Here is a 25,449-nt window from a genome sequence, read left to right as displayed (position 1 = left end):
CGTCCGTTTTCGGATGATATGCCTTTTTTGTCGGTTGTCATCTTTGAAGGACGACAACGTCGTTTTTTCTTGGCTGTTGAGATAACCACTTGCGCTTTTTTCCAACATCACAGCTAGTATTTTAACTCGAAAGGAAGGGATTTACTTGTTCTCCGTTCTCCGTAATCTGGGCTGGTTCTTTCGCCGAGAAAAAAGGCGTTACCTGATTGGCCTTATCTTACTTATTGGTGTAGGTGTTCTTGAATTATTCCCCCCACGTCTGCTAGGCAATGCCATTGACGACATAGTACGCGGTTCTATTACTACAGCATCGTTAGCCAAGTATATCGGTATGATCCTCATTTTGCTGCTAGTCATTTATTGGATTACCTACATATGGATGCACAAATTATTCGGAGGCTCCAACCTCGTAGAGCGCCTGCTGCGCTCGAGATTTATGAATCATTTGATGACCATGACCCCGTCGTTTTTCGAACGCAATAGAACCGGCGACCTGATGGCTCGGGCAACCAATGATATCAGAGCTGTCTCAGCTACCGTTGGATTCGGGATGCTTACCCTGGTGGATTCTACAATTTACCTCACTGTCGTACTATTCGCAATGGGTTTTCTTGTCAGCTGGAAGCTGACACTTGCAGCTGTCTTACCATTACCACTAATTGCAATAGCTATGATTTTTTATGGTAAAGCGATCCATGATCGTTACAGCTTAGCACAAGATGCGTTCGGAGATATGAATGATCAGGTTCTCGAGTCTGTCTCAGGTGTGCGAGTTATCCGTGCTTATGTACAAGAAAGACTTGATGAGAAGCGATTCTCAGATATTACAGAAGATGTATACAACAAGAACATGGCCGTCGCCCGTGTCGATGCCTTCTTCGAACCGACGATTCGGTTCTGCGTAGGGCTCAGCTACATTATCGGTCTTACCTATGGGATTTATCTTGTGTTCCGTAATCAGATCACCCTAGGGGATCTTGTCTCCTTTAATATGTACCTCGGAATGATCGTTTGGCCAATGTTCGCTATTGGAGAGCTTATTAACATCATGCAACGTGGTGGCGCTTCTCTCGAACGTATTGATGAGACGCTAAACTCCAAAGCGGATGTTCAAAGTGCTGACAATCCGGTTCAAGTTGCTAATCCTACCCGAATTGAACTTAACGATGTGACCTTCCGTTATCCCTCATCGACGATTGACAATCTAAGCAATGTCAGTCTGACCTTAAACCAAGGGCAAACACTAGGTGTAGTCGGTCGTACGGGAAGCGGTAAATCAACGCTCCTCAAACAGCTGCTTCGTGAATATCCGACAGGTAATGGTGAAATTCTCATCTCTGGAGTTCCGATTCAACAGATTTCATTGGATCAGCTACACAGCTGGATGGGTTATGTTCCTCAAGAGCAGATCCTTTTCTCCAAATCAGTACGTCAGAATATTCAATTTGGTCTAGACAACGCGGATGACGATACGATCATGAAAGCTATCACAGCTGCCGCCTTCCAAAATGACTTAGGAACATTATCCGATGGTTTAGATACGTTGGTTGGTGAACGTGGAGTATCCTTATCCGGTGGGCAAAAACAACGTGTATCCTTATCCAGAGCCTTTATCGCAAATCCAGATGTACTGATTCTGGACGATGCCTTATCCGCTGTTGACGCTCGTACTGAAGCTCAGATCATTGAGAATATTCGCCAAGAGCGTGCGGGAAAGACTACATTGATCTCTACGCACCGCCTCTCTGCTGTTCAACATGCCGACATGATCGTCGTACTTGATAACGGACATATCGTGGAACGTGGTACGCATCAAGAGCTGCTGGATCTGAATGGCTGGTACCGCGAGCAGTATGACCGGCAACAAGTAGAGAATAATTTATCGAATGATTAAAAGACATACTAGCTATGACTATGCAAAACTTTTAGGAGGTGTCACCGTTGACAAAGAGTACAGGCAAACGCCTGCTTGAATACGCATTGACCGCAAAAAAAACCTTTATCGCAGCCCTTCTACTCCTCTCCATCGGGGTAGCGGCTGAACTGGCAGGTCCATTTATTGCCAAAAGCATGATTGACAATCATATGTTGGCCATCGAAAAGCCTTATTTTAGTACTGCATCACCAGATGAGGCGGTTCAGTATAACAACGCTTATTACAAACGCGGAGACCGTTTTGAACCCGGGGAAGCTAAGGGTCAAGAAATTCGCATTCTTCAATCGGGAAGAAGTTTCTACTTTATCAATGAAGCCGTAACACAGTCCGATGGTGAGAGAAAGTTCAGTAATGGTGAAATGCATATCACGCGCGGCCAGGATGAAGTCATCTATCCTGCGGTTAAACTTTCAGCGGATGAACTGTTTGATTTTTACAAACCTGAGCTCCCTGGTATTTATCAGCTGGTCGGTTTGTACGCTATCTTCCTGGTCATCTCGATCTTTGCCGAATTCGGTAAAACCTATTGGCTGCAATCTTCGGCGAATCAGGTAATCCGAAAACTACGAACAGATGTGTATGCGCATATCCAGCGACTTCCGGTTTACTTTTTTGACAACTTGCCAGCAGGTAAGGTAGTTTCACGTGTAACTAATGATACCGAGGCGATTAAGGATCTATTTATTGCCGTTCTCTCTAATTTCAGTACTGGTATTATTAATATTACTGGTGTATACATCGCCTTGTTCTTGCTCGATGTTCGGCTAGGTCTGATCAGCTTGTTCATCATCCCGATTCTTATTCTTTGGATCGTGCTCTATCGCAAAATTGCTACAAAATACAATACGATCATCCGCTCACGTCTGAGTGAGATCAACGCTATCATTAATGAATCGATTCAAGGAATGTCCATTGTTCGTATATTCCGCCGTCAGAAGCAGCTTGGTGAAGAATTTGAGCATCTGAACGATGACTACTTGAAATATCAGAATAAAATGCTGAATCTGAATGCCTTCACCTCCCACAACCTGGTGAACTCTCTACGCAGTCTCTCTTTTGTGATGGTGCTTTGGTATTTCGGACATGGCAGTATTACGGGTTCTACATTTGTATCTTTAGGTGTTCTATACGCCTTCGTCGATGTGCTTGGACGTTTGTTCCAACCGATTACAGGTATGGTGAATCAGCTTGCAAACCTCGACACTTCTATGGTGTCTGCGGGTCGTGTGTTTACTCTTATGGATGAGCCTGGGGAGAATGTTACCGATGGTTCCATGCCGCGCTATAAAGGAAAAGTGGAGTTTAAGAACGTATCTTTTGCTTATAAAAAAGACTTCGTCCTTCGCGATATTTCCTTTGAAGCACGTCCAGGCGAAACTGTTGCTCTAGTAGGTCACACCGGTTCCGGAAAAAGCTCGATCATCAACTTATTATTCCGGTTCTATGATCCACAGAAAGGTGAAATCACGATTGATGGCCAGAAGGTTACAGATATTCCGAAGCAATGGCTACGCAATCACATGGGGATTGTTCTTCAAGACCCTTACCTCTTCACTGGTACTATTGCTTCCAATGTCAGCCTGGGGGATGAACGAATCTCACGCGAACGGGTTGAACGGGCTTTACGGGAAGTCGGAGCAGATAAATTGCTGGCCCACCTTCCTCAAGGTTTTGATGAACCGGTTATTGAAAAAGGGAGCACCCTTTCTGCAGGCCAGCGGCAATTGATTTCGTTTGCCAGAGCGCTCTCCTTCGACCCAGCTATTCTGATTCTTGATGAAGCTACCTCCAATATCGACACGGAGACAGAAAGCGTCATTCAAGATGCATTAGAAGTCCTCAAAAAAGGACGCACCACATTCATCATCGCACACCGTCTTTCCACGATACGCAGTGCAGATCAGATTCTTGTTCTGCATCATGGTGAGATTGTAGAGCGCGGTAGCCACGATGAGCTGATGGCACTCGGCGGTAGATACTTCCGGATGTACCAGCTACAAGTAGGTGCTGGTTCTAACAGTATAGACAATAACAATGGTGCACCCTCCCGACCTTCGTTTGGCAGCTTGCAACCATCGTTAGAGAAGATGTAATCGATCCCCTGAGTCACATCCTGTGATTCAGGGTTTTTCTACACTTGATATTAGAACGTTTGTTCTGTAAAATGAAAAATAATACATATAGATGAAGGAGGCATTTGATGCGTACATACACTATAACTAAGAAGCAAGCTCGACTTTTTCTCCTGGCTCACCAAAAGTTAACTAGGGGCGCTCTTCCTGCCGGTAAACTTAGTGTTTATGATTACGTTCGTCACGTAGGCTGTATCCAATATGATCCACTTAACATCGCAGGCCATAACCATGAGCTTGTCCTCCAAGCACGAGTTCCCGGTTTCACACCTGAGCAAGCCCAAGAGCTACTGTATCAAGACCGACTTCTAATAGATGGCTGGGACAAGAACATGTCCATTTATTGTACAGAGGACTGGCCTTATTTTAAACGCAGAAGAGAGGCATCAGCCACACGCCATCGGGCCAATGAGCCAGTAATGGCTACAGTAGAACAGGTTCGTGAAGAGCTATTAAAGCGCGGTCCCCTCTCCTCTCTGGATCTAGATGGTAAGGATAAGGTGGATTGGGCTTGGGCTCCGGCTAGATTAACCCGGGCCACTTTGGAAAGTATGTACTTTTGGGGGGAAGTAGTCGTTCATCATCGTGTTCATACCCGTCGGTATTACGATTTCACTGAACGCCTGCTTCCTCATAATCTTTTAAACACTGAAGACCCTAACCCCACTGATGAACAATTTCATGATTGGTATGTGCTGCGTAGAATAGGTAGCATCGGACTTTTATGGAATAAATCTGGCGATGGATGGCTTGGAATTTCTGGTCTAAAGAGCAAGGAACGTACTGAAGCGATTCAAAGACTGTTAATGGCGGACAGTCTCAGAGAAGTTCTAGTGGAGGGTATTAAGCTTCCACTCTACATCCGTAGCATGGACGCTCTAACTTTAGAAGCTGTAATACAGCAGGAGTCTGAAGATGCTGAGAGTCATTCAAGTTATTCGTTTGCGGCTGTCTTAGCTCCACTCGATAACTTGATATGGGATCGAGAGCTGATCCGACAATTATTTGGATTTCATTACCGCTGGGAAGTCTATAAACCAGCCTTGGAACGGGAGTATGGTTATTATGTACTGCCTATATTATATAATGATCATTTTATTGCGAGATTTGAACCGGTGATGGATAAGAAGAGCCAAACATTGAACATTATGAATTGGTGGTGGGAACCCGGTGAACACCTAACGCCAGAGATGCTTCCGGCATTAGGCGAAGCTCTATCTGCACTGTCACGCTGCGTTAGAGCTTCTAAGATTCATTTTAGACCCGAGGTTGTTGAGGAGTGTGGATTAGAAGGGTTATTAGTGTAAAGTCTCCTCTTCTAACCCCAGTTTCGTGAACATTTCTGTACAATAGCCTTGTAATTTGATCTCTAGCCTTCTTGCTTTATTTTTGAATCGTTTTAACTCCTCAATCATTTTCGCCCTTCCAGCGGGGGTGAACGTTTCTTGTATCCGTTCCTTGAAATAATCGTGAACGATATGGTTACGCTGCTTCCACACTTCTTCTAGCTGAGCGGTTTCTTGCTCTGAGAAAGGAAAGTGATGCTGGATTTCTTTGATGAGTTGACCGAGTGAATTGCTGAGTTTTCGCTGATACAAATCAGTCAGATCTGCTTCAGTGGGCGTCTTCCCTTGTGATAATTTGGTGAGCAATAACAAATTGGTCAACTGCTGTTCTAGAGCTTGACCATAATAAACTGCTAGTCCAAAATACGCAAATAACTCCTTGGATTGTTCACTCTCTGGTATTTGTGTATGCTTCATCTTTCCCCTCCACTTCTGTTCGGCCTGCCAGAGCTATAATAAACTGATATCATCCAGGTGATTCGGAGAAGTTTATGTTCGCTTCATATCTACTGTTAATTCTCCAGTTCCCTACATATTTCCTCTTCTAGAAACGAAATTTAATCTAGCCTTGTGCTAAAAAGAAAAACAGACCATGCTGTACATCCACAGCAATGGTCTGGTCATTTGCTTATTATATAGTTAGGTTGGGTATACAACCTTACGCGTATACTTCAACCGCATCGCTAATCAAACGGCACGCCTCAGCACATCTACGGCAGGCATCAATACATTCCTGACAATGTGTATGTATATGCTTGCTGCTTTCATCTGCACAGGCTTCACAAATTTCGGCACACAGACGGAGAATTCCGGCTACAAACGGACTTTGGCGAGTCATCGCTTGTACGGCATATGAACAAATATCCGCACATTCACGATCTAGCCGCATGCTTTCACGCAGAGAAGCAAGATCATATTCTTTTAGGCTTGAGACATAGCTATAATTACAGGCATTCATACTTTCTAAACAAGCGTCAATGCACTCCTGATATTGAATTCGGGTCATAGCCTTAAACCTCCTGTATTTTTATAGGGTATGCGATACTATTAACCTACAAGATTAGGAATGAACCATTACAACTTCTGACAAGGAGATCTGATTATAGACTTCTCTTAACTGTACTAGGACGAACGAAGGTACGTCCCTCCATCTCCAGTAACCTAGTGCGCAGTTCATTTGATGAGAAATGTTCACCGATAAATACGGCAACGTCAGGCACTTCGCCCTGTGGTGTGATTTTCATAAAATCAGCTTCACGATAGGCATATTGGAAAAGAAACCGGCTGGAGGTGTCATTAAAGGTCACAATACCTTTAGCTCTATAAACATCACGTGGCAATTCCTTAACGAACTGTTCGAATTCTTCACTGTTTACTGGACGTTTAAAATAATGTGTGTACGCCATCACATGATCGTGGCTAGTATGTGTGCCACCAGTAGTGTGTTCATCTTCATCATGCATGATGCTTTCGCTCGCGTCCTCAACTTCTTCCAGCTGTTTATCCGTAAGGACTCCACCTGCATCACGCAGCAGTTCCTCCGGTTTCACCTCACAACGCACAGTTGGCAGAATGGGTGCATAAGCGTTCCATTTCCGCAGTACAACGTTAACCTCCTCCGCCTCTTCAGCGGTTACACGGTCAATTTTATTCAATAGCAAGACAGAAGCGCAGCGAATCTGCTCCTGCATCAAACGATAAGTTGCCCCCTGTTGTGCGCGATACAGTTCAAGAAGATGCGCGGCGTCAACGACGGTGATCAAGCTTTTTAGTTCTACTTTTTGATACAACGAAATCTCGGTTACGCCATCCACAATTTCCAGCGGATTGGCAGCGCCTGTTGCCTCGATCACTACGACATCCGGAGTCTCCTTCTTAATCAGTGTTGCGAGTTCTGTACTAAGATCACTTCGGATAGAACAGCATATACATCCACCAAGTAGTTCTGCCATAGGGACAGTTTGCTCAACTAACAATCCATCTAAATTCACTTCACCCAGCTCATTCATCACTACTGCAGGGCGTAAACCCTGATTTTTCCAATGATCTAGTAGGCGCTGCAGCAGTGTTGTTTTGCCGCTCCCCAGAAATCCTGACAATATATACACAGGTACGACCTGTTCCATGTTTCATCGCTCCCCAGCAAATTACAGTTATGTGTAGCGAGTGTACTACATGCGCGCGAAGCACGCAAGCGGCACCCCAAATTCCTGCTGAATTCTGTGAGTACAAGTAAGCTTGTCTTTACTTCTGCCATACCCTATCATGATAACATCTCTAATCTAGGAGTTGAGCCATATGTCATCTGTTGAAGAACATCGGAAAGAAGCGCCTCAAACCGTTTCCTGCTATATCATTACTGTCTCGGACACCAGAACTATTGAAACAGATACCGGAGGAGCTTTGATTAAATCTATGCTCGAAGAAGCCGGGTATGAAGTGATAGGCAGCACCATTACGAAAGATAATTATCAGGATATTCGTGAGCTATTGTATAAATGTGTTGACCACGCCGGAATAGAAGCTGTACTTCTGACAGGTGGAACAGGGATTTCTCCACGGGATACGACGTATGAAGCTGTTGCCTCTTTGCTAGATAAATCATTACCTGGCTTCGGTGAAATTTTTCGGATGCTAAGCTTCACAGAGGACATCGGTTCGGCAGCTATTCTTAGTCGAGCCATTGCCGGCACCATGGGAAAGACCGCTATCTTTTCTATGCCCGGCTCTACTGGAGCCGTAAAACTGGCTATGGAACGGTTAATTATCCCGGAATTACGGCATGTAATGCGTGAAATTTACAAGCGTTAAGCAAATACCCATTTTTAAATACAATAGACAAACAACCAAGCAGGCTTTTGTTCTGTGCGTATAATACGGTAAGTCCACACACAAAAGGAGCTGAAGGAAATGTCTGAATGTCCAAAATGCCCAGCCCAAACGGTTACTGACCCACCTAAGGTGGTTTATCAAGATCACTTCCACCCACAAGTAGTAAATGTGATTCATCCAATTGAAATCGTAAGACGTCACCACTGTGTACCCGTACCTCGCCATTGCTACACCTATTCTGTTAAAGATGTATTTGTGGATAACTCCATGATGCCTAGAGGCGGAAGATAACTCTACTTCACAACACTATTAAAAGTCCCCTATATGTGAGAGACAGACTCGTTCTAAATGCATTGGGTCTTCTCTCGCTTTTTTCTGTCAAAAAACAATTCAAATTCATACTCTAAACTAAATTCGATATTGAGGCTACGTTTTCCCAAAAAGAGGAAATCGATAGTTTAATGGATGAGTTATTCGAGGAATAGTAGTTATGCCCCGGGGAAAGTTTCCGGGGCGTTTTTTATGTAGTTACCTGAACCACATCATCGATCTTAATCCAATCATAGTCATATTCTATTTGCAGTTTGATCCGCCGTAAGTTGCCTGTCTATGGCGATCACAACACTCCCCGGTTCTTAATATCTTGAACTGGTTCAAATTGAGTGATTGTTATCTGCTCCCGATACTGTTTCGAGTAAGCGAGCACTTGATTAATGTGGACAAATCATAGTGACGTAATCATCAAGATGATTTACGCCTTTTCTTATGCATTCCAGCTCTATAGGCCAGTATTTCTTCTTATGGTCCATCTCTATCTCCCCCTTATCATGTTATTGGACATAAAAAAGCCTTGAAATGAAAAAAAGGCATAGCCAAAAAAAATGGCCACACTTTTTCAACCTCAAGGCATATTCTATAAGTTGTCAATTAAGACAACAGCTCCTTCTCCAGCTGAACATAAGACAGCGGAGAAAATGAATGTGTTTCGTAATGAGGTAATTGTATCCTAATCATTGTAAAGAGGCAATAGCGTAGGCAGATTCTTTCAATCGCCTTCTATTACCCCATATTTACATTCATTTTTAAGCTTTTTCTAAAAAAATTTGTTGCTGCTTAAGGAAAGGGATAGTAAAGGTTTAGATTGACCAAATAATAAAATACGGAAACCATAGATTATAGCCTGTCGATATTTTATTGAACAATAGTGTCCCATCCCTCACGAATAGAATGTGCTAAGCGCTAAGGTAGTAAAATTAAAACTGGAAAGAAACAACAAGTTAGTCATGGTTGGAGATTCCGTCACGGCGCGAATGCGGCTGTAACGGCCGATAAGCGATTAAGGAACAAATAGAATCTTGTCAATGAAATAGGAGGCTTCTTGGCGAAGCAAAGGTTCTTTGGAGTGGAAATCGACTGAACCGTCAGAATTGGTTATTGTGACTGGATCCGTAACTCCGGCAGCAACAAGCTTGCTTACGGCCTTGATAGCCGATTCATCGGTTTCCCCTGCCAATCGGACCTCATCGCCAAGCGGCCATGGAAGAGGAATGCGCGTTAAGATGACGGCCATTTCTTCCCGAGTTATCGTGCGATCCGGTTCAAATCGGCCTCCGGTCTCCTCCTCCAACCAATGCTGCTCGACCGCTGCCTGTATCTCTTTGAAGGCAAAATGGTGTTCGATATCCGTATAACCGGATTTCGATTTGGAGGGCGGATAGCCGAAAGCATGCAGTAGCATTGTGATGAATTCCGCACGGGTCACGGACGCCTTCGGGTCAAAGCTGCGCCCATCTCTTCCATTAATGATATCAAGCGAATGGAGCTTTTCTATAGACGGTTGGTAGGGGCTTTCTTTCGAGACATCGGAAAACAACGCTTTTTCCTGTATTTTGGGCGAATAGGCTATCGGGGACTTGGAGGGTCTATACATATAAGCAATACCTCCATCCTTTTGTTCAAGAAATGCTATTTTCTTCCCGTGGTCATCCATAAACAACAAGGGATCTATCTTTTTCAAAGTAGTCTTGCCATTCCCCAATTTGTATCTGTCTTCCGCTACAAGTTGTCCGTTATTGTACGTAATTCTAGTCACAAATGACGGGGTATGAAGGTCTTTGTATAATCCGACATAACGCGCGGCTTGCTGTTCTGTAAGAGGTGATACCGATTCAGGCATCTCAGTGCTCTTCGGATAATAATGGTCCATAAAAGCAGCATACAAATCCGAGCGCAATTCGGAATCATTATTATAAATGACGAACATCCCCGTTTTGCGCTCAGGCAGTAGCCATGTAAAAGAGGCATGTCCGGGGATGTTCCCACCTTTGCTGACGACATACTGACCATTCGACAGTTCATTAAAAATGCTTTCAAATCCATAGCTTGTTATAGGTATGGCCGGATGAGCGAAAACGGAAAACTTGCTCATTCGTTGAACACTTTGTTCACTTAACATTTGCCGATCTCCGGCCTTTCCTTTTTGTAGAAGCATGATCATGAATTTAGCCATATCGCTTCCGGTGGACAACATTCCGCCCTGAGGCATGTCCGTAGGATAAAGGCCATACTCCGGATATGGCGTACCTTCCGGATCGTAAGCTGCAGCCATTCGGGCTTTAAGCTCTGGGGTTACAAGATCATGGGAAGAATTCATGCCGAGTGGTTGAAAGATGTTTTTATCCATGTATTCATGAAAAGGGAGCCCAGTAACTTGTTCCACGGCATATCCCGCCAAAGCAAAAGCATAATCGTCATACTGGTAGGCTTCCCCCGGCGTCCGGACGATAGTTGGCATTCTATCCATTAAGAAATCTCGAAGAGAATTCTCTTGATTGAGAAGATCGGGCGAGGCGTCATCGTCTTTTTCATATGGGAAATCGAACCCAGTCATGTGGGTCAGCATATTTTCCAAAGTTAGCTGTTTACCTGTCGAATTTGGTATTGTGATACCTCCGAGATATGATTGGATGTCCTGATCCAGCTTGATCTTCCCTTGGTCTGCAAGCTGCAGCACAGCCGCAGCTGTAAGCGTCTTAGAAATGGAACCGATGCGAAAAACGGTATTGGAATCTACTGGGGTTTTGCTTTCTTTGTTTGCATACCCGTATCCTTTGGATAAAACCACTTGTCCGTCCTGAACGACGACGAACATGGCACCCGGAACATTGAACTTCTTCAGGCTTTTCCCAAAGTAATTGTCCGCGAAGGCCTCCACTTCTTTGGGGTCAACCGGACCGCTTGGAGCAGCAGGAACAGCTGCAGTCTGAATCGCTGTGATTGTTTGTCCCTTAAGAGGGAGCTGTTCCGCACTGACACTATACCCTCCGACCAAAGCAATTAAGTAATTCACAGCTAGAGACGTGCTTAGCGTTACAGCAAGCACTTTTGAAACTCTTTTTTTACGCATTAGAAAATCCTCCGTCAATGAAATTAGTATAGGCTGGAAGTACCCTCTCAGTGTAATATGATGAATTATTTCCCCGCACAATCTTCCGAATAGTTCATCACCTAGCCTAAGGTCAAGCAAAAAAAGGTCAGACCTCTGTAGCTAACTCCGATGGCTACGGTGTGCCTTTCGATTGTTTCGATTGCGATTGACGATATATGCCTACAAAAAAATAGGCCAGCCAGAAATCGGGGTACGGTTGGTCTATGAATGACCGTCGCGCCCGGTTCATTATATTAATTTCTTTTTCTGACTAATTGCCTGAATATATTTAATAGTAAGCTTCCATAAGACTTTCCCAAACCAAAACATTAACACTCCAATCACAATAGAAATTGGCAAGGAATACATTGGGCTTGGTGTAAATGCTCCCATTTCGATTGTTATTCCCCCAATATCAAATCCCATATGTTGTCCGACAAATTTAAGAATTCCGCCTATCGGCGTAATAACTCCACCAATCATTAAAGCAATGGAAAGAGTACTGATGAACGGCAAGAGTAAGATACCACTGACACCTACAAAACTGTTACAAAGAGCAAATATTGCACCAAATTTACGCCAACTAAATTTACTGTTCATTGAAATGGCTTTACCTAAGTATACTTTCGCTAATTCTTTTGGGTTTCCTAACCGTTCGATGATTTGCTCAGTAGATACACCATTATTTTGCAATTCAAGTATTAAACTTTTGATTTCTTTTAAAATGTCAATACGCTCGGAATCGGTCATCGATTTCAAATGATTGTCAATTTTCATTAGGTAATCATTCATAATTTTATCCATAATTTAACTCTCCTTTGATTACTGATATAGCTGTTAATAAATTATCATAATCTTCAAATAAGGGACCAACCCCTTGTATTGCGCAGAATTTATCCGTATTTTTCATTTTCCATTTTTTCCTACTTGCTAAATTCAGCAAGTAAAATACTTTTAAACGGATTAGGACTGTTATCTCTACCCAAACTGTTCAAACTGACGACCAACGTATGATTGCCTCCAAGTGTACCTCCAGCAATCGTAGAAAACCCTAGAATGCCACCTGTGTGTCCCCATATCGAGACACCGTTTGGAAGCTTAGTTTCAAAGATTCCAAGACCATATCCATCGATTCCTGCTCTTCCTGTAGGAACTGTAGTAAGCATTTGTTTTAGTTGCTGTTTCTTGAGTAATTTGCCACCAAGCAAGGAAGAGAAGAATTTATTTAAGTTATCAGCAGTAGAAATCATATCTCCAGCCGAGCTACCTGCACTTGGATTATAATAAGTAACGTCTTTTATCTCACTTGCTTCGTCTGGTTGGGAATATCCCCGAGCATGATTGGTGCCTGGAATAACGCTTGAATTGCCAGGTAGGAATGTATCCGATAATTCAAGCGGTTCAATAATCCGATTCTCAATCTCTTCCGCGTAGCTGTTTCCGGTTACTTTTTCAATAAGAATACCCAGTAATACGTATCCTGTGTTTGAATAAGACCATCCCTTTCCTGGGACAAAGTCTGGGTGCAGAGAAATCCCCATCTTCACTATTTCTTCAGCCGTATACGATTTTTTCGTATCCATAAAATCTGCGCCTTTGAATCTTGAGTATTCAGCGATACCACTTGTATGGTTCAATATCTGCCGGATGGTAATTTGTTTACCATTATATCCGTTTCCTTGAATGAAACCAGGCAACCATTTTTCGATGGAGTCATCTAGATTCAAGCGGTTCTCTCCAGCTAATTGAAGTACAACCGTTGCGGTGAACGTCTTCGTCACGCTGCCAATGCGAAATCGAAAATCTGTTTCCATTGGTTTCTTGGTGCTCAGATTCGCTACCCCAGCGGCATAACCCCACGTTTTTCCACCCTCAGAAGTTTTAGCAAGTATCCCTGGGAATCCAAGTAACAATGTATCCCGCATTGCTTGCTTGACGGAATTATGATCTCGTTGAGTGGTTGTTTGTAACGAACTTGATACATTTTGAGTGGGTTCTGCTTTTACAATTGAGCTTGGCGATGTGTATAGCAGGGAACTTCCAGTTATTAAAAGGGCCAGACTTGCAAATGTAATTTGACTACGTATTTTCATAAGGCATTCCTCTTCTCAATTAATATTGTAAGTTTGTAATCATCTTCCTAATTGTTGTTTTACAAAGTTGAGTCGTCTATTTATTCATCAAATTAATTTTAAATATATCGCCCTCATTACCACCAAAAACGATCATCCCACCTTCAGGTAGAACTACCGAATGAGTGCTCGTTGCCTTTGAAAAGTTCACAACGATTCCATCTGCGTCATAAACGGCAAACCCTCCACTCACTGGAGTTTCAACGTTCATGACTCGATTGGCTGATTGATCATCAATTTTATACCATACAGCCTGACCACCCGATGCTATGATGCAAAACGAGTCGTTCCCTTCATAAATGGGTTGAATAGCATCTTCACTTATATAGGATTGTCCGTCGATCTTTAAATACTCTTTATGGTTCTCATTATAGAAATTCAAATCGAAAGCATCTCTTCCGTTCAAAGTAGGAATCTCAATTACATTTACTGCTTTATTCTCGTCAACAATTTTAGTGCCGGATGCGTATCCATGGTTGATATCAACGGATATATTTTTTGCCAAAAGCGATTTGCTCAAATACAACATTGAAGTTATCTTTTCATCCAAAGAGTAGTAGTTTTTTTCATTTCTATGTTCCCATATCGTTTTAATTGACTGACTTAGAGGATTGGAATCTAATTTTTGATATTCGTAGGTTACCGCAACTGTTTGACCTAATCCTGGAGTATCCGTATAAGCGTTAAGTTTTAAATAAGTTGTTCCATTCTTCTGGTGGTCAAAGCTTATGGTTGCATTCCCATCGTTGTTTTTAAATTGTCCATTGCCCGTATATACATATTTTTGAGGCGGTATCGATCCAAATCCTAGATCGGGTAAATCAATCTCTCCGTTCTTTATCTCCAGATTTACCGTTTTACCTACGGTACCGTATAATCCAGAGTAAGCAAGCAAATCGGATGGCATTTCCACTTTCAATGGAGGTTCAAATGTTTTTTTAGGTAGGATTTCTTTAATGATGCCTTTGGCGCTTATATATTCTAATAAAATATTAGATGCAAATATACTATTGTAAATACCACTACCTCCCGATGAAAGTACAGCTATAGAAATGTCATGTTCGGGTAGGGTAGTCAAAGCAGCGTGATACATATACGTATCTCCACCTTTGAATAATGCGGTTATTCCGTAATCACTAAATGGTGCTAAACGGACGGCATCCCAACCCAGGCCATAATTAATGGTGTTTGTCTCTTCAGAAACCCAAACTCCCTTTCTATACTCATGACTTTGCATAGCCATTGCTGACTTCTCAGATAAAATATCCGTTCGATTCCCGATTAATACTTCAGCAAACTTACTTACTTCTTCGGCCGTGGAGTAGATGCCTCCTGTCCCAATGAGATTGGCATTCTCGATGGGTAAAGCTTGATCGATCCCGGGAAAATAAGTTTTTGTGAGTCTGTCTCTATCAAACGAATCACGTGGTGTTTGGGTAGAGGTTAATTGAAGAGGCTTGCTAATATGGGTTTCAAGAAATTCGCTGTAACTTAAACCGCTCACTCTTTCAACCAAGATTTCAAGCAGTTGAAAACCATCATTACAATATACCGAAAATTCGCCGGGGTTTGACTTTAAGTTATCTGATTGTAATTTGACCAATAATTCATCATGATTTTTCGTATCATTATCATCAAACAAAAAACTATTCCCATAGTGACTACCGTAAATTCCTGAAGAATGATTCATCAACATGCGTGGCGTAATCTCTTTATATCGTTCATCTGCCATTTTAAAGTCCTTAATGTACGTGGTTAGTGGTTGATCAATATCAATTTGATTAAAATCAGCTAGCATCATCGTTGCAGCAGACACATACGTTTTACTTACTGAGCCTATTCCAAACATCGTCTCTTTGGTTATCGGACTCTTGGTCGCTTTATCGTAGACACCAGCGCTATCCGATAAAACAATGGATCCATGATCCATAATTGCATACTGTAATCCACTTGCACCATAATCGGACACAATCTTCGAAGCCAGCTCCTGTGCCTTTTCTTTTACAGTGTCATTATTCGTTAGAGCAAAAGCAGGGGTGACTGGTATTGCAAAAAGTATTGCAGTCATTACTACGGAAACCATCTTCTTCATTATTAATCCCTCCTCGTATTCCTTCTAGATGTGACTTACTGAAATCATCATACAAGGAAGAACGCTGTTAGAATGAAAATCGCCCTGAAACGCAAAAAACAATCCCTAAACAACAGATTGTTTAGGGATTGTTGGTATATAATGGTATTAGTGCCATATTATTAAATACTTTATGTTTCGTTTCAATGGTCATATGACCACCGTACTTGTCGCAGATTCTAGCTATGTTCGTTAATCCGATACCATGAAATTCCGGGTTTGATTTTTGGCTGTTTAAGTGGGTAACTTCATTCTCCATATGATTCATGATGTGAATGAGAAGGGTAGACTCGGTAGAATGTATTTTTATAAGAATGTACCTATCTTCTGCGATCTTCAACTTTTTAGAAGCCTCTATTGCGTTATCTAGCATATTTCCAATGACAACACATAAGTCATAACGGTCAATATGGACTTTTTGTGAACATAAGCTAAGCTTTGTATCTATTCTTATGCCATTGGCTTGTCCAATATTAAGTGTATTTGTGACAAGGGCATCTATAACTAGATTCCCTGTGTTTACCCGTTGATAAGCCCCTTCAACTTTATTTAATGTAGTCTTAATATGTTCCCTTGCTGCTGCTAACTCATTTCGCTCAATACACTCTTCAATATACAAAAACTGTTGATTCGTATCATGAATGATTCTTTTAATGGATTTAAAGCTGTGAACGACTTTTTCGTAATTCGCATCCTGATGGTCCATCTGCTGTTGCAGCTGAGCATTCTCATGCATGAATTGAAATTTATCAATGATATTATCAAAAACATAGAAAATCATAACGTTTAAGAATAGTAATACAATGACGGATATGAAAGAATAGGCGTCCTTATAAGTTAGAATATTCAGTTGGTTTATACTTACGATAGGAATAACCGAAAAAAATATGTAGTAACGATAATGCAAAGAGTAACTTCTACGTTTTGCAAGTAGACGTATGACCTGAATGATAGCAAACATGATCATGCAACTGAGTAAAATAGCTTTTGTGTAGGCTATTTGATCATATTCATTTACAGGGTCAAAGCTAAACTCAATTGAATATAGGGTATAAAAAATATAAAGGGATATAAAATTAACGAGAGATATTAAAACACCGTAAAACATAGAAAAAATGATCTTGTCTTTAATTTTTACTTGATAAGATTGTGCAAAACTAAATATCATGAGCAAAGGTAGAATCAAAGATAAAATAGGAGAGATGGGAATAACCAGATACATGTAATCAAGCAACCCAAACATAATGAAATAAATAAATCGGTTATGTTTTTTAGCTGATTTATCAAACACCGAGTTGAAGAAAAAATTAATTTGAACACCCATCACAAGTACAATGCTAAAGACAATAGGAAAATTATTTTGAATCATATCAATCGACCTTCATAATCATAAATTTGGTGTAAGTATCTTTAACCTCATTAATTTTAGAACGACCTATGGGTAATTCCAACCCATTGGACATTAGAACAACTCCGCTAGAAAATTTCTTCACATGTAGCAGATTAATAATAATAGAACGATGGATTTGCAAGAAGTTACAGTCTTTTAAGGCCAAAGCATAATCTGAAATGATGCCTTTGCTTTCATAGGTTTGATTAGTGGTCGTAAAATGTAGTTTGCTTTTTATAGTTAAGCTTTTGGCAGCTTGAATACTAATGAGGTCATCATATTTTAAAACGATTTCTTCATAGGTTGACTTGATAACCATAAACTTTTTATCAAGTGCTTGAAAGTATTGGCATATCTTGATCATTTTCTCCACCAAGATCGAAGGAGCAATGGGTTTTATCAAATACTGAAATGTCATGACATCAAAACTTTCCACCATATATTCAGGATAGCTTGTCAGAAAAATAATTTGTTCATCTAGGTTATTTAACTCTCTTATTTTTCGGGCTGTTTGAATCCCGTTTATCCCCCCCATTTCAATATCCAAAATTAAAATATGGAATGGAGTTTCATAGCGCTCATAATGGGATACCAATTGCTCTCCCGAGCCGAATAGTTCAATTTCAAAATCTATATTAGTCTTTATCGACAAAGTAATCAGCATACTTTTGACAAGCTCTCTTTGTTTTTCCTCATCATCGCAAATAGCCACTCTATACAAAAATAATACACCCCGCATTTTCTATACCTTTATTCTAAAACTCCATATAAACATGATACAACCTTTTGACTTTGTATAGATAGCTTTTGGATGAAATGCAAATTAAAATCCCTCAACACCACATGAACGAATATTTCCTTGACTGCATCTTACCCATGTTCAGAGGTATTGTGAATGTCTTTTTTATAACATCCATATGGAGTTAAGCTGCAATTCCAAGCTGTTTTAGATCAGGTATTTCCTGAATACAAGGGTCTATTTGGGGGTTTACATTCTGTTGTATCTTTGAAAACATTGTTGACGTTCCCTACCTCAGATGAAGTTCTGAGCGCTGGAGAGGAAAAATTAACAGAGATGATGGCATCTTTATGTGTACGAAGATTCTGTCCGTTTTCAATGAGTCCTTATGGCAAATCGAGAGACCGTTGTTAAGCGGCTTATAAGCGCAGTTAATCAAATCCACCGCTGGGTCGACTAATCGCTCACTATAAATGACGAAATGTCGAATAAACCTGAAAAAGTACATCTTTAAATGATACGTGGCGGACTAAAGTATAGATTCCTGCAAATTTACAGTAATTATTGCTTAAGAATAAGTCTTCGTGTCATAAGTATGGATATTCCTGTATATTTGCAGGTTTCGACCTAATAAAAGAAAAAATCTGCGCAAAAAGATGCACATTTGCAGTTTTCTTTTGTCTAGCGAAAGGTTTGTATGACTATGAGAAATAAATTCCATTCTAGGTTGTGAGTCGGTGCTCACGATTTATCTTTGTTAAACTCAGAATCAGGGTATCATCGGAGTCCATGTTTTAAGGCGGTCAAACTCATAGATCGTTCGGAGATGATAGGGTTCTTTTTCATGCTCTCTTTCAAAAACACCCATGTACCCAACCTCATTAAATACAACATATTCAAGAGTAACCAATGGATCAGGACGATTAATTTGCCAATAATAATGTAATTCTAACGGCGCCTTGTACCATAACCAATCTATATCTTGAAGAGCTACATTTCTGTGTTGGAGAACCCATATACTGAAGACTACATGAGGATCGTCTACAGGTATTTCTGAGTTTGGATTTTTATCTTTTAAATGATTTGCTGCCTTCTGAAGTACATTGTTAACATCTGATTCAACTTTAAAATTAGAAACGGCTTTAACCTGATTAAATTGCTCCGTATATTTGTTACTCTCCGAAAGCGCTTTGATTTGTTGAAAACTAATCTTAGGGGTATAGAAAATGACGAAGACGGTAATCAACCCAAACATTAGCGCCTTTGCGTAAAGAAACTTTTTCTTTTTATTCATATAAATCAAGCCCATGATAAAACCCACAGGAATCAGTAATCCAAATAAATCGACATACAATTCACAAAGTAAAAAAGCTGCAATTATGATCACCCAGTCTTTTAACTTTAATATCTTTCGCTGATCCAAATAAGACAACAGTAATGAAACAAAAAAACAGGTCCATAAAATCCAGCTCAATAGTATCAGTCCTCCCTTCTTTCATTATATACAAAACACCCGACAGACGAATCTGCCGGGTGTTTTATCATTTATATTTTACAAATCAGGATGCTCATGTTTCGCTTTCAGACGATTCCAGCGACGCTCCACTTCTGCCTCGAAGCTGCGTAAAGCTGGCTCATTCTCAGGCTTCAGTAAATGACGGGTTTTGCCCATTGTCTTCAACCAAGCGGAGAGCTCAACTCGTTTGCCCTTATCCTCTGGATTGTACGTAATATTCGTAGAACCGTGCTCCACTTCATATAGAGGAAAGAAGCAAGATTCAACAGCCAGCGAAACGATGTTGGTACCCTCTTTATCCTCAGACATCCAGTTCAGTGGGCATGCGATCAGGATTTTACCGTACACAAGTCCTTCGTTCTGAGCGTACCATTGTGCTTTTGCCGCTTTCTTCACAAGATCCTGCGGGTAAGCTTCGGAACCTGTGAAGACATATGGAATGTTAGTAGCTGCCATGATTTGCGCAGTATCCTTATGCTGTGTAACTTTACCTTGCTGATTCTTACCAATGCTGGATGTAGATGTACGATGACCCAGTGGTGTGGAATAGGACTGCTGTGCACCTGTGTTCATGTAACCTTCGTTATCGTACTCTACGATAATCATTTTGTGACCGCGTAGTGCAGCCCCAATTGCAGGTCCCATTCCGATGTCCATACCGCCATCACCAGTTACCATTACAAATGTGAAGTCGTCTTGAAGCCCAAGTCCGTCCAATTCACCACGGCGTTTGCGTTCCCAGAACATTTCTACGACACCGGATAAGGTAGCTGCACCATTTTGGAACAGGTTATGAATAAACGTAGATTTATGAGAAGAATATGGATAACCCGTAGTTGTTACCATCGCACAACCCGTGTGATAAAGCGCTACGATATCCCCTTCGATGCCTTTGAAGAACGTCTCCAGTCCTGAGAAAATCCCACAGCCTGGACAAGCGCCATGACCTGGTGCAAGCCGTTTAGGTTTCTTCGTCAAGCTGCGCAGTGGGGGTATCCGCACACTTAATTTCCCTGTTGCTTCATCCTGTTTAACCGTAATTAATCCTGTCTTCAGCGAATCAAAGTCCATCGGCTTCAATAGACGCTGTGGCGCTTTGTCCGGTGCACCTGGATTGTGACCATAGTAGTCAAATGGAACTTCAACACGGTCTGCAGCAACGGCATCCAATGCTAATTGGAAGAATGCATGACCATCTTCTGCGTAGAAGTCCTTACCGCCCAACCCGTAAATACGGCTAATTACCTTTGTAGTAGTGTTACCATAGGTGAACAAGGCTGCCTTGATCTCATTTACCATATTACCGCCGTGACCACCAACCGAATCCGCACGGTCGCCTACGGTGATTGCCTTAACATTTTTCAGCGCTTCAGCCATTTGCTTCTGCGGGAAAGGACGAATCATATTCGGCGAAATTGCACCTGCATTGATCCCTTGCAAACGAAGCTGATCCACAACATCTTTAATAATCTCTGAGGCAGAGTTCATCAAGAATACGGCTACTTCCGCATCTTCCATCCGATACTCTTCGATCATTGGATAGTGGCGTCCAGTCAATTCAGCGAATTCCTTAGCAATTTCTTCGAAGACTTCACCCGCATTATACATCGCTACCGACTGCTGATAACGGTTGTTGATATAATCAGGTTCGTTCATGTAAGGACCTACGGTAACTGGATTATTGCGGTCTAGTGTATCTGTGAAGCCTACCGGTGGTTGTGGGCCAACGAATTTATGAACATCCTCACGGTGAGTAAATGCCTGTACTCGACGTTTCTGGTGAGAAGTAAAATACCCATCTGATGCTACCATTACTGGAAGACGCACTTTGGCGTGCTCAGCAAGCTTAAGTGCCATCAGATTCATATCATAAACGGATTGTGGATCACGGCACATCAGAATCGGCCAGCCCGTATTTAGCGCAAAATACAAATCAGAATGGTCACCATGAATATTAAGCGGACCGGATATCGAGCGGCAGATCAAATTCATTACCATAGGCATCCGTGTACCAGCTTGTACCGGCAATTGCTCTAGCATGAACATATAACCTTGAGCACTGGTAGCATTAAATACACGTCCACCAGCCGTCGAAGCTCCATAACAGATTCCTGCAGAACTGTGTTCGCCATCTGATGGAATAAGCATAATATCATGCTGACCGTTCGCTTTCATGGTATCTAGAAATTGAGCGACTTCTGTCGATGGGGAGATCGGAAAATAACCCATGACATGATAATTTATCTGATGGGCTGCATAAGCCGCCATTTCATTGCCGGATTCATATAGGAATTTCTGCTCAACCTTCGTAGAGCTTACTTCTTTTTCATAATCAATAGCCACGTGTGTTCCACCTTTCCTCCGTTAATTAAGCCTCAGTAACAAGATCAAAAATATGCCGGACCGTATGGCTCTCAGCGTAGCCATCTTCCTCGCGTTCGCCAGACAAAGCCGTTGTAGGACAAGCTTCTACGCATTTTAAACAGCCTTTGCAGTATTGATAATCGATGCCTTGCAGGAACATTTGCGGACGTCCCTTCTTATCAGGCTGCTCATCCCAAACAAAACATAAATCAGGACATACCGTATCGCACTGCGCACAATGAATACAATCCTCTAATTTAAAATGAGGCAATAAACCGGATCTTGAAATGCTAAGATTCTTTAAAAAGCTGCTGCCAGGATTCGTAATGGTACCACCAATAGGCTGAGTTTCATAACCTAAGGCCGAAATATCTGACCGAACGAACTCAGGCATAATCGCACCTTCAGGCAAAGGGAAATGCATGAAAGTAACTTCATTAAATCCACGTTCGAAAGTAGTTAGTGCGGATTGAACAGCCTGCGGATATTTTTTGCCAAGTGATTTCTCGATAACCCCCTTCATAATTTCAGGATCCAAGAAATCGCACATCCGGAACAACGCACCTAACATTGCCATGTTTACGCGGTTCTTCTCATCTAATGCGATCGATGTAGCATCAACGACAGCTATAGTTCCTGCCATCATGTTCAGGGAGGACTTCAATTCTTCTGGCGACTTAGCCGAGTTCACTAGCACCGTGCTATGATCATAAATTCCGCTAGTCACGTTGACGGTCTTTGCCAACGCTTCATGGAATATGCCTACGACGTGAGGTCGTTCTACCGGTGAAGTGTCACGAATATGTGTGTTCAAATCACAAAAACGGATATGTGCCTTTACCGCTGATCCCTTTTTCTCAGAACCATAGGATGAAAAGCTCACTCCATTCATTCCAGCACCGACAACGCCTGCTTCTGCAAGCATTTTACCAGCTAAGTTCGCGCCTAGCCCTCCAATTGATTCCAGACGAATCTCAAAAAATCCGAGTTCGTTCACTTTTGGTAACTGTACCACCGACATAGCCCCTTTCAGAATGTCATCAGTATAATATCCTTTTGACTTTTTCAACGATTGTATCTTGATTTTGCAAGTCGCGAAGTGACAAATCTTGCATTTTCCATGTGTTACCTAAGCTTATTTAGCTACTTTTATTTAGCAATAAAATTAAAAATTAAGATGTTAAATTCATCACATTCTGCATGATAAATATCACACTCCAGTGAAAAGTCGCGCCTCTTCATAAAAATGTGTGTTATTTTTACTTTTCAACTAGTCCGTTTCAGGATAAACTGATGCTTGGTGTAATTTTTCGAAGACAGCTTAGGAGGCATTAATTGTGAAGTCAAACGAAGCATCATTACAGAAGAAATTGCTTCCTCGGCATATCAGCTTTATGGCGATGGGCGGAGTAATCGGTACAGGGATTTTTAAAGGAAGTTCTGAGACCATAAGCATTGCCGGACCTGCGGTTATTCTTACTTATGTATTAGCAGGCCTGCTACTCTTAGTGGTCATGGGGGCAATAGCCGAAATGGCTACGGTGTACCCGAATAGGAATATGAAGGACTTCATACGTGAGGCTTTTGGAGAACGACTCTCCTTTATCGTGGGCTGGTTATATTGCTTCATGTGGTTGACCGTTTGTGTGATTGAAGTGCTGGCAGCAGGCAGCTTCTTGCAATACTGGTTACCGGATGTTCCTTTATGGCTGCTCAGTCTTGCAAGTGGCGCTTTAATTATCGGCATCAACATGATGAGTGTAGGTGGTTATGGAGAAACGGAGTTTTGGTTGGCCGGTATCAAAATTGCTATGATCATCATCTTCATTATCTTAGGAAGCTCATTAATTTTCGGGCTGTTGCCAATGACTGAAGCTACGCCTTACTTACACAACTTTACAGACTATGGTGGATTTCTCCCACGAGGCTGGACCCCCATCTTCTCTGCCCTTCTTGTCGTTATGTTCTCCTACGGTGGGTCAGAGTTGATTGGACTTACCTTGACGGAGACACAAGATGCAGAAAAGGTCTTACCTAAGGTTGTCAAAAGCTTCATTCTGCGCGTTATTCTGTTCTATACCTTGCCGATCCTAATCATCTGTGGATTAATACCATGGAATCAACTGAATGAGCATACAAGCCCGTTTGTTCAGGTATTAGCCGCAACAGGACTTAAGGGTGCCGATCACATCATGAACTTTATTCTGATTACAGCGGTGCTCTCTGCTGCCAATTCTGGTATTTATGGCGCCACTCGGATGCTGCACTCTATGGCGACACAGGGCGAAGCACCACGCAGCTTAGCAAAAACCTCTGCAAAAGGTGTACCCATCAACAGTCTGAAGCTCTGTGCCGTTGTTCTTGTTATTGGTTCCTTATTAGCGTACTTCGCCCAGGATGGATTGTTCCGTTTGCTAATGGCGGTTCCAGGCTTTGTGGTTATTCTCGTATGGATCAGCATTTGTATGTCACAACTTAAACTGAGAAAATCCTATCCGAAAGAACCAACCTTTAAGGTATGGGGATTCCCTTATATAACCGTTGTTACACTGGTTTGTTTAACTGTTATCGCGGTTTCTTTTCTCTTCGATGTTCAGAATCGTATCAGTATAGGAACATGCCTAGCAGTTCTGTTGATGCTTACGATTTGGTCGTTCGCAAAATTCAAGAAAAAGAATTAAAGGTTCTAGCTCGGACCCATGTATCAAAAAGAGGTGTATCCCTTGTTCTTCACATTCGTGAAGTGAGGGATACGCCTCTTTTAATTGTTGCCGTTCAAAACGTGTTTGCAGCCACCACCATGAGCGGCCAACTTCTTCGCCGTCTTTGGTTATGAATCCATCGGACTTTTTCGTTTTGACAAAAAACAAAAAAACGCAGGAACATCACTCTCCCGTGCTTTTTTTTGTATATTCGTTTTTCTAACACTAATCATGACTCCTTTACATACAATGTCTCGTGACAAATGACTATTGTAATTAATAATGGAGGGAACAGAATGTCTATGTATAATAATTCTACTATGATTTATCCCAATAGGATGAGGAATACAACTGTTGACGATAGAGAAATGGTGATGCCTCATCCTGTCGTAGTGGAAGCAAGACAAATTGCTTTGAATCAAATTTTAGTTACTTACGATCAACCTGCGGATTTAGCATCTGCAACAAATATTTCGAATTATTGGATAAGAAGTAATATGCCAAATCCAAATGACATAGCTAGTGTGGGAATGGGAGAGGCCCTTACTAGAGAGAATACAATTCGTGCTGATAAGGGTATGATAGCTGCAATTGATAATTCAAAAACGAGATTTGTTATGACCTTCAATACAAATGCTACTATGGGTGTTCTGTATATCTTGCTCCCTTGTTTTGTTAATTTAGAGGGGAGATCAGGGTACACAGGGGCAAACTGGGGGCCGTTTAGTAGAAATATGTTTATCGGACTGTAGTTATAATAATGGGATGTGTAATTTTGCAGGCACCAAGAAGTCGATCTTTG

At 41.7% G+C, this 25,449-nt stretch carries 19 protein-coding genes; 7 read left to right on the top strand and 12 right to left on the bottom strand.

Annotation, left to right across the window (positions count from 1 at the left end):
- Positions 1–145: 145 nt before the first annotated feature.
- The 3 genes from NSQ29_RS09860 (at position 146) to NSQ29_RS09850 (ending at position 5,375) form a co-directional block, all read left to right on the top strand.
- Entirely contained in the window at positions 146–1,894 is a 1,749-nt protein-coding gene (locus NSQ29_RS09860; protein WP_076298841.1) for an ABC transporter ATP-binding protein, read from the top strand.
- A 47-nt stretch (positions 1,895–1,941) separates the two neighbouring features.
- Positions 1,942–4,029 carry an ABC transporter ATP-binding protein gene (locus NSQ29_RS09855; RefSeq protein ID WP_341124937.1) on the top strand — a complete coding sequence of 696 codons (2,088 nt, stop codon included), beginning with the start codon at positions 1,942–1,944 and terminating at the stop codon, positions 4,027–4,029.
- Positions 4,030–4,136: 107 nt separating this feature from the next.
- Complete coding sequence (locus tag NSQ29_RS09850) at positions 4,137–5,375, top strand: winged helix-turn-helix domain-containing protein (RefSeq protein ID WP_341124936.1); 1,239 nt, start codon at positions 4,137–4,139, stop codon at positions 5,373–5,375.
- On the opposite strand, the gene NSQ29_RS09845 is transcribed toward NSQ29_RS09850, so the two are convergent.
- The 3 genes from NSQ29_RS09845 to NSQ29_RS09835 form a co-directional block, all read right to left on the bottom strand.
- The gene (locus NSQ29_RS09845; protein ID WP_340970415.1) at positions 5,367–5,831 is read right to left on the bottom strand and encodes a hypothetical protein; all 465 of its coding nucleotides are present in this window, start codon (positions 5,829–5,831) and stop codon (positions 5,367–5,369) included. The two genes, NSQ29_RS09850 and NSQ29_RS09845, sit on opposite strands and share 9 nt — an antisense overlap.
- Before the next feature lie 241 nt (positions 5,832–6,072).
- Entirely contained in the window at positions 6,073–6,420 is a 348-nt protein-coding gene (locus NSQ29_RS09840) for a four-helix bundle copper-binding protein (protein ID WP_042128424.1), read from the bottom strand.
- A gap of 94 nt (positions 6,421–6,514) precedes the next feature.
- A complete protein-coding gene (locus NSQ29_RS09835; protein ID WP_341124935.1) occupies positions 6,515–7,540 on the bottom strand; it encodes a CobW family GTP-binding protein in 1,026 nt (341 codons plus the stop codon).
- Positions 7,541–7,712: 172 nt separating this feature from the next.
- On the opposite strand from NSQ29_RS09835, the gene NSQ29_RS09830 reads away from it, so the two are divergent.
- Together NSQ29_RS09830 and NSQ29_RS09825 are read left to right on the top strand one after the other, a co-directional pair.
- Entirely contained in the window at positions 7,713–8,225 is a 513-nt protein-coding gene (locus NSQ29_RS09830; RefSeq protein WP_341124934.1) for a MogA/MoaB family molybdenum cofactor biosynthesis protein, read from the top strand.
- A gap of 99 nt (positions 8,226–8,324) precedes the next feature.
- Positions 8,325–8,537, top strand: a complete 213-nt coding sequence (locus NSQ29_RS09825) for a hypothetical protein (RefSeq protein ID WP_076283489.1) — start codon at positions 8,325–8,327, stop codon at positions 8,535–8,537.
- A gap of 1,045 nt (positions 8,538–9,582) precedes the next feature.
- Here NSQ29_RS09825 and NSQ29_RS09820 read toward each other — a convergent pair.
- From NSQ29_RS09820 to NSQ29_RS09775, 9 genes are all read right to left on the bottom strand, one after another.
- Positions 9,583–11,652, bottom strand: a complete 2,070-nt coding sequence (locus tag NSQ29_RS09820) for a serine hydrolase (RefSeq protein WP_341124933.1) — start codon at positions 11,650–11,652, stop codon at positions 9,583–9,585.
- Positions 11,653–11,922: 270 nt separating this feature from the next.
- Positions 11,923–12,477, bottom strand: coding sequence for a DUF1700 domain-containing protein (locus NSQ29_RS09815; RefSeq protein ID WP_341124932.1), 555 nt, complete (start codon positions 12,475–12,477; stop codon positions 11,923–11,925).
- A 119-nt stretch (positions 12,478–12,596) separates the two neighbouring features.
- The gene (locus NSQ29_RS09810; RefSeq protein WP_341124931.1) at positions 12,597–13,766 is read right to left on the bottom strand and encodes a serine hydrolase domain-containing protein; all 1,170 of its coding nucleotides are present in this window, start codon (positions 13,764–13,766) and stop codon (positions 12,597–12,599) included.
- 76 nt (positions 13,767–13,842) lie between these two features.
- Positions 13,843–15,897: a serine hydrolase domain-containing protein gene (locus NSQ29_RS09805; protein WP_341124930.1), complete on the bottom strand. Its 2,055-nt coding sequence runs from the start codon at positions 15,895–15,897 to the stop codon at positions 13,843–13,845.
- Between the two features lie 121 nt (positions 15,898–16,018).
- Positions 16,019–17,305 (bottom strand): ATP-binding protein, encoded by a 1,287-nt coding sequence (locus NSQ29_RS09800; RefSeq protein ID WP_341124929.1) that lies wholly within the window; start codon positions 17,303–17,305, stop codon positions 16,019–16,021.
- A gap of 1 nt (position 17,306) precedes the next feature.
- Positions 17,307–18,047, bottom strand: a complete 741-nt coding sequence (locus NSQ29_RS09795; protein WP_341124928.1) for a LytR/AlgR family response regulator transcription factor — start codon at positions 18,045–18,047, stop codon at positions 17,307–17,309.
- 787 nt (positions 18,048–18,834) lie between these two features.
- Positions 18,835–19,539 (bottom strand): hypothetical protein, encoded by a 705-nt coding sequence (locus NSQ29_RS09785; RefSeq protein ID WP_341124927.1) that lies wholly within the window; start codon positions 19,537–19,539, stop codon positions 18,835–18,837.
- Between the two features lie 78 nt (positions 19,540–19,617).
- On the bottom strand, positions 19,618–21,924 hold the full coding sequence (locus NSQ29_RS09780; RefSeq protein ID WP_341124926.1) for a thiamine pyrophosphate-dependent enzyme: 2,307 nt from the start codon (positions 21,922–21,924) through the stop codon (positions 19,618–19,620).
- A gap of 25 nt (positions 21,925–21,949) precedes the next feature.
- The gene (locus NSQ29_RS09775) at positions 21,950–22,960 is read right to left on the bottom strand and encodes a 2-oxoacid:acceptor oxidoreductase family protein (RefSeq protein ID WP_076283479.1); all 1,011 of its coding nucleotides are present in this window, start codon (positions 22,958–22,960) and stop codon (positions 21,950–21,952) included.
- A gap of 322 nt (positions 22,961–23,282) precedes the next feature.
- Between NSQ29_RS09775 and NSQ29_RS09770 the strand changes: the two genes are divergently transcribed.
- Positions 23,283–24,626, top strand: a complete 1,344-nt coding sequence (locus NSQ29_RS09770) for an amino acid permease (protein ID WP_341124925.1) — start codon at positions 23,283–23,285, stop codon at positions 24,624–24,626.
- A gap of 317 nt (positions 24,627–24,943) precedes the next feature.
- Positions 24,944–25,399, top strand: a complete 456-nt coding sequence (locus NSQ29_RS09765; RefSeq protein ID WP_339796263.1) for a hypothetical protein — start codon at positions 24,944–24,946, stop codon at positions 25,397–25,399.
- Positions 25,400–25,449: the final 50 nt, after the last annotated feature.

Source organism: Paenibacillus sp. FSL F4-0236 (assembly GCF_038000135.1).
Classification (GTDB): Bacteria; Bacillota; Bacilli; order Paenibacillales; family Paenibacillaceae; genus Paenibacillus_AQ.
This window is presented reverse-complemented; position numbering and strand designations above follow the sequence as displayed.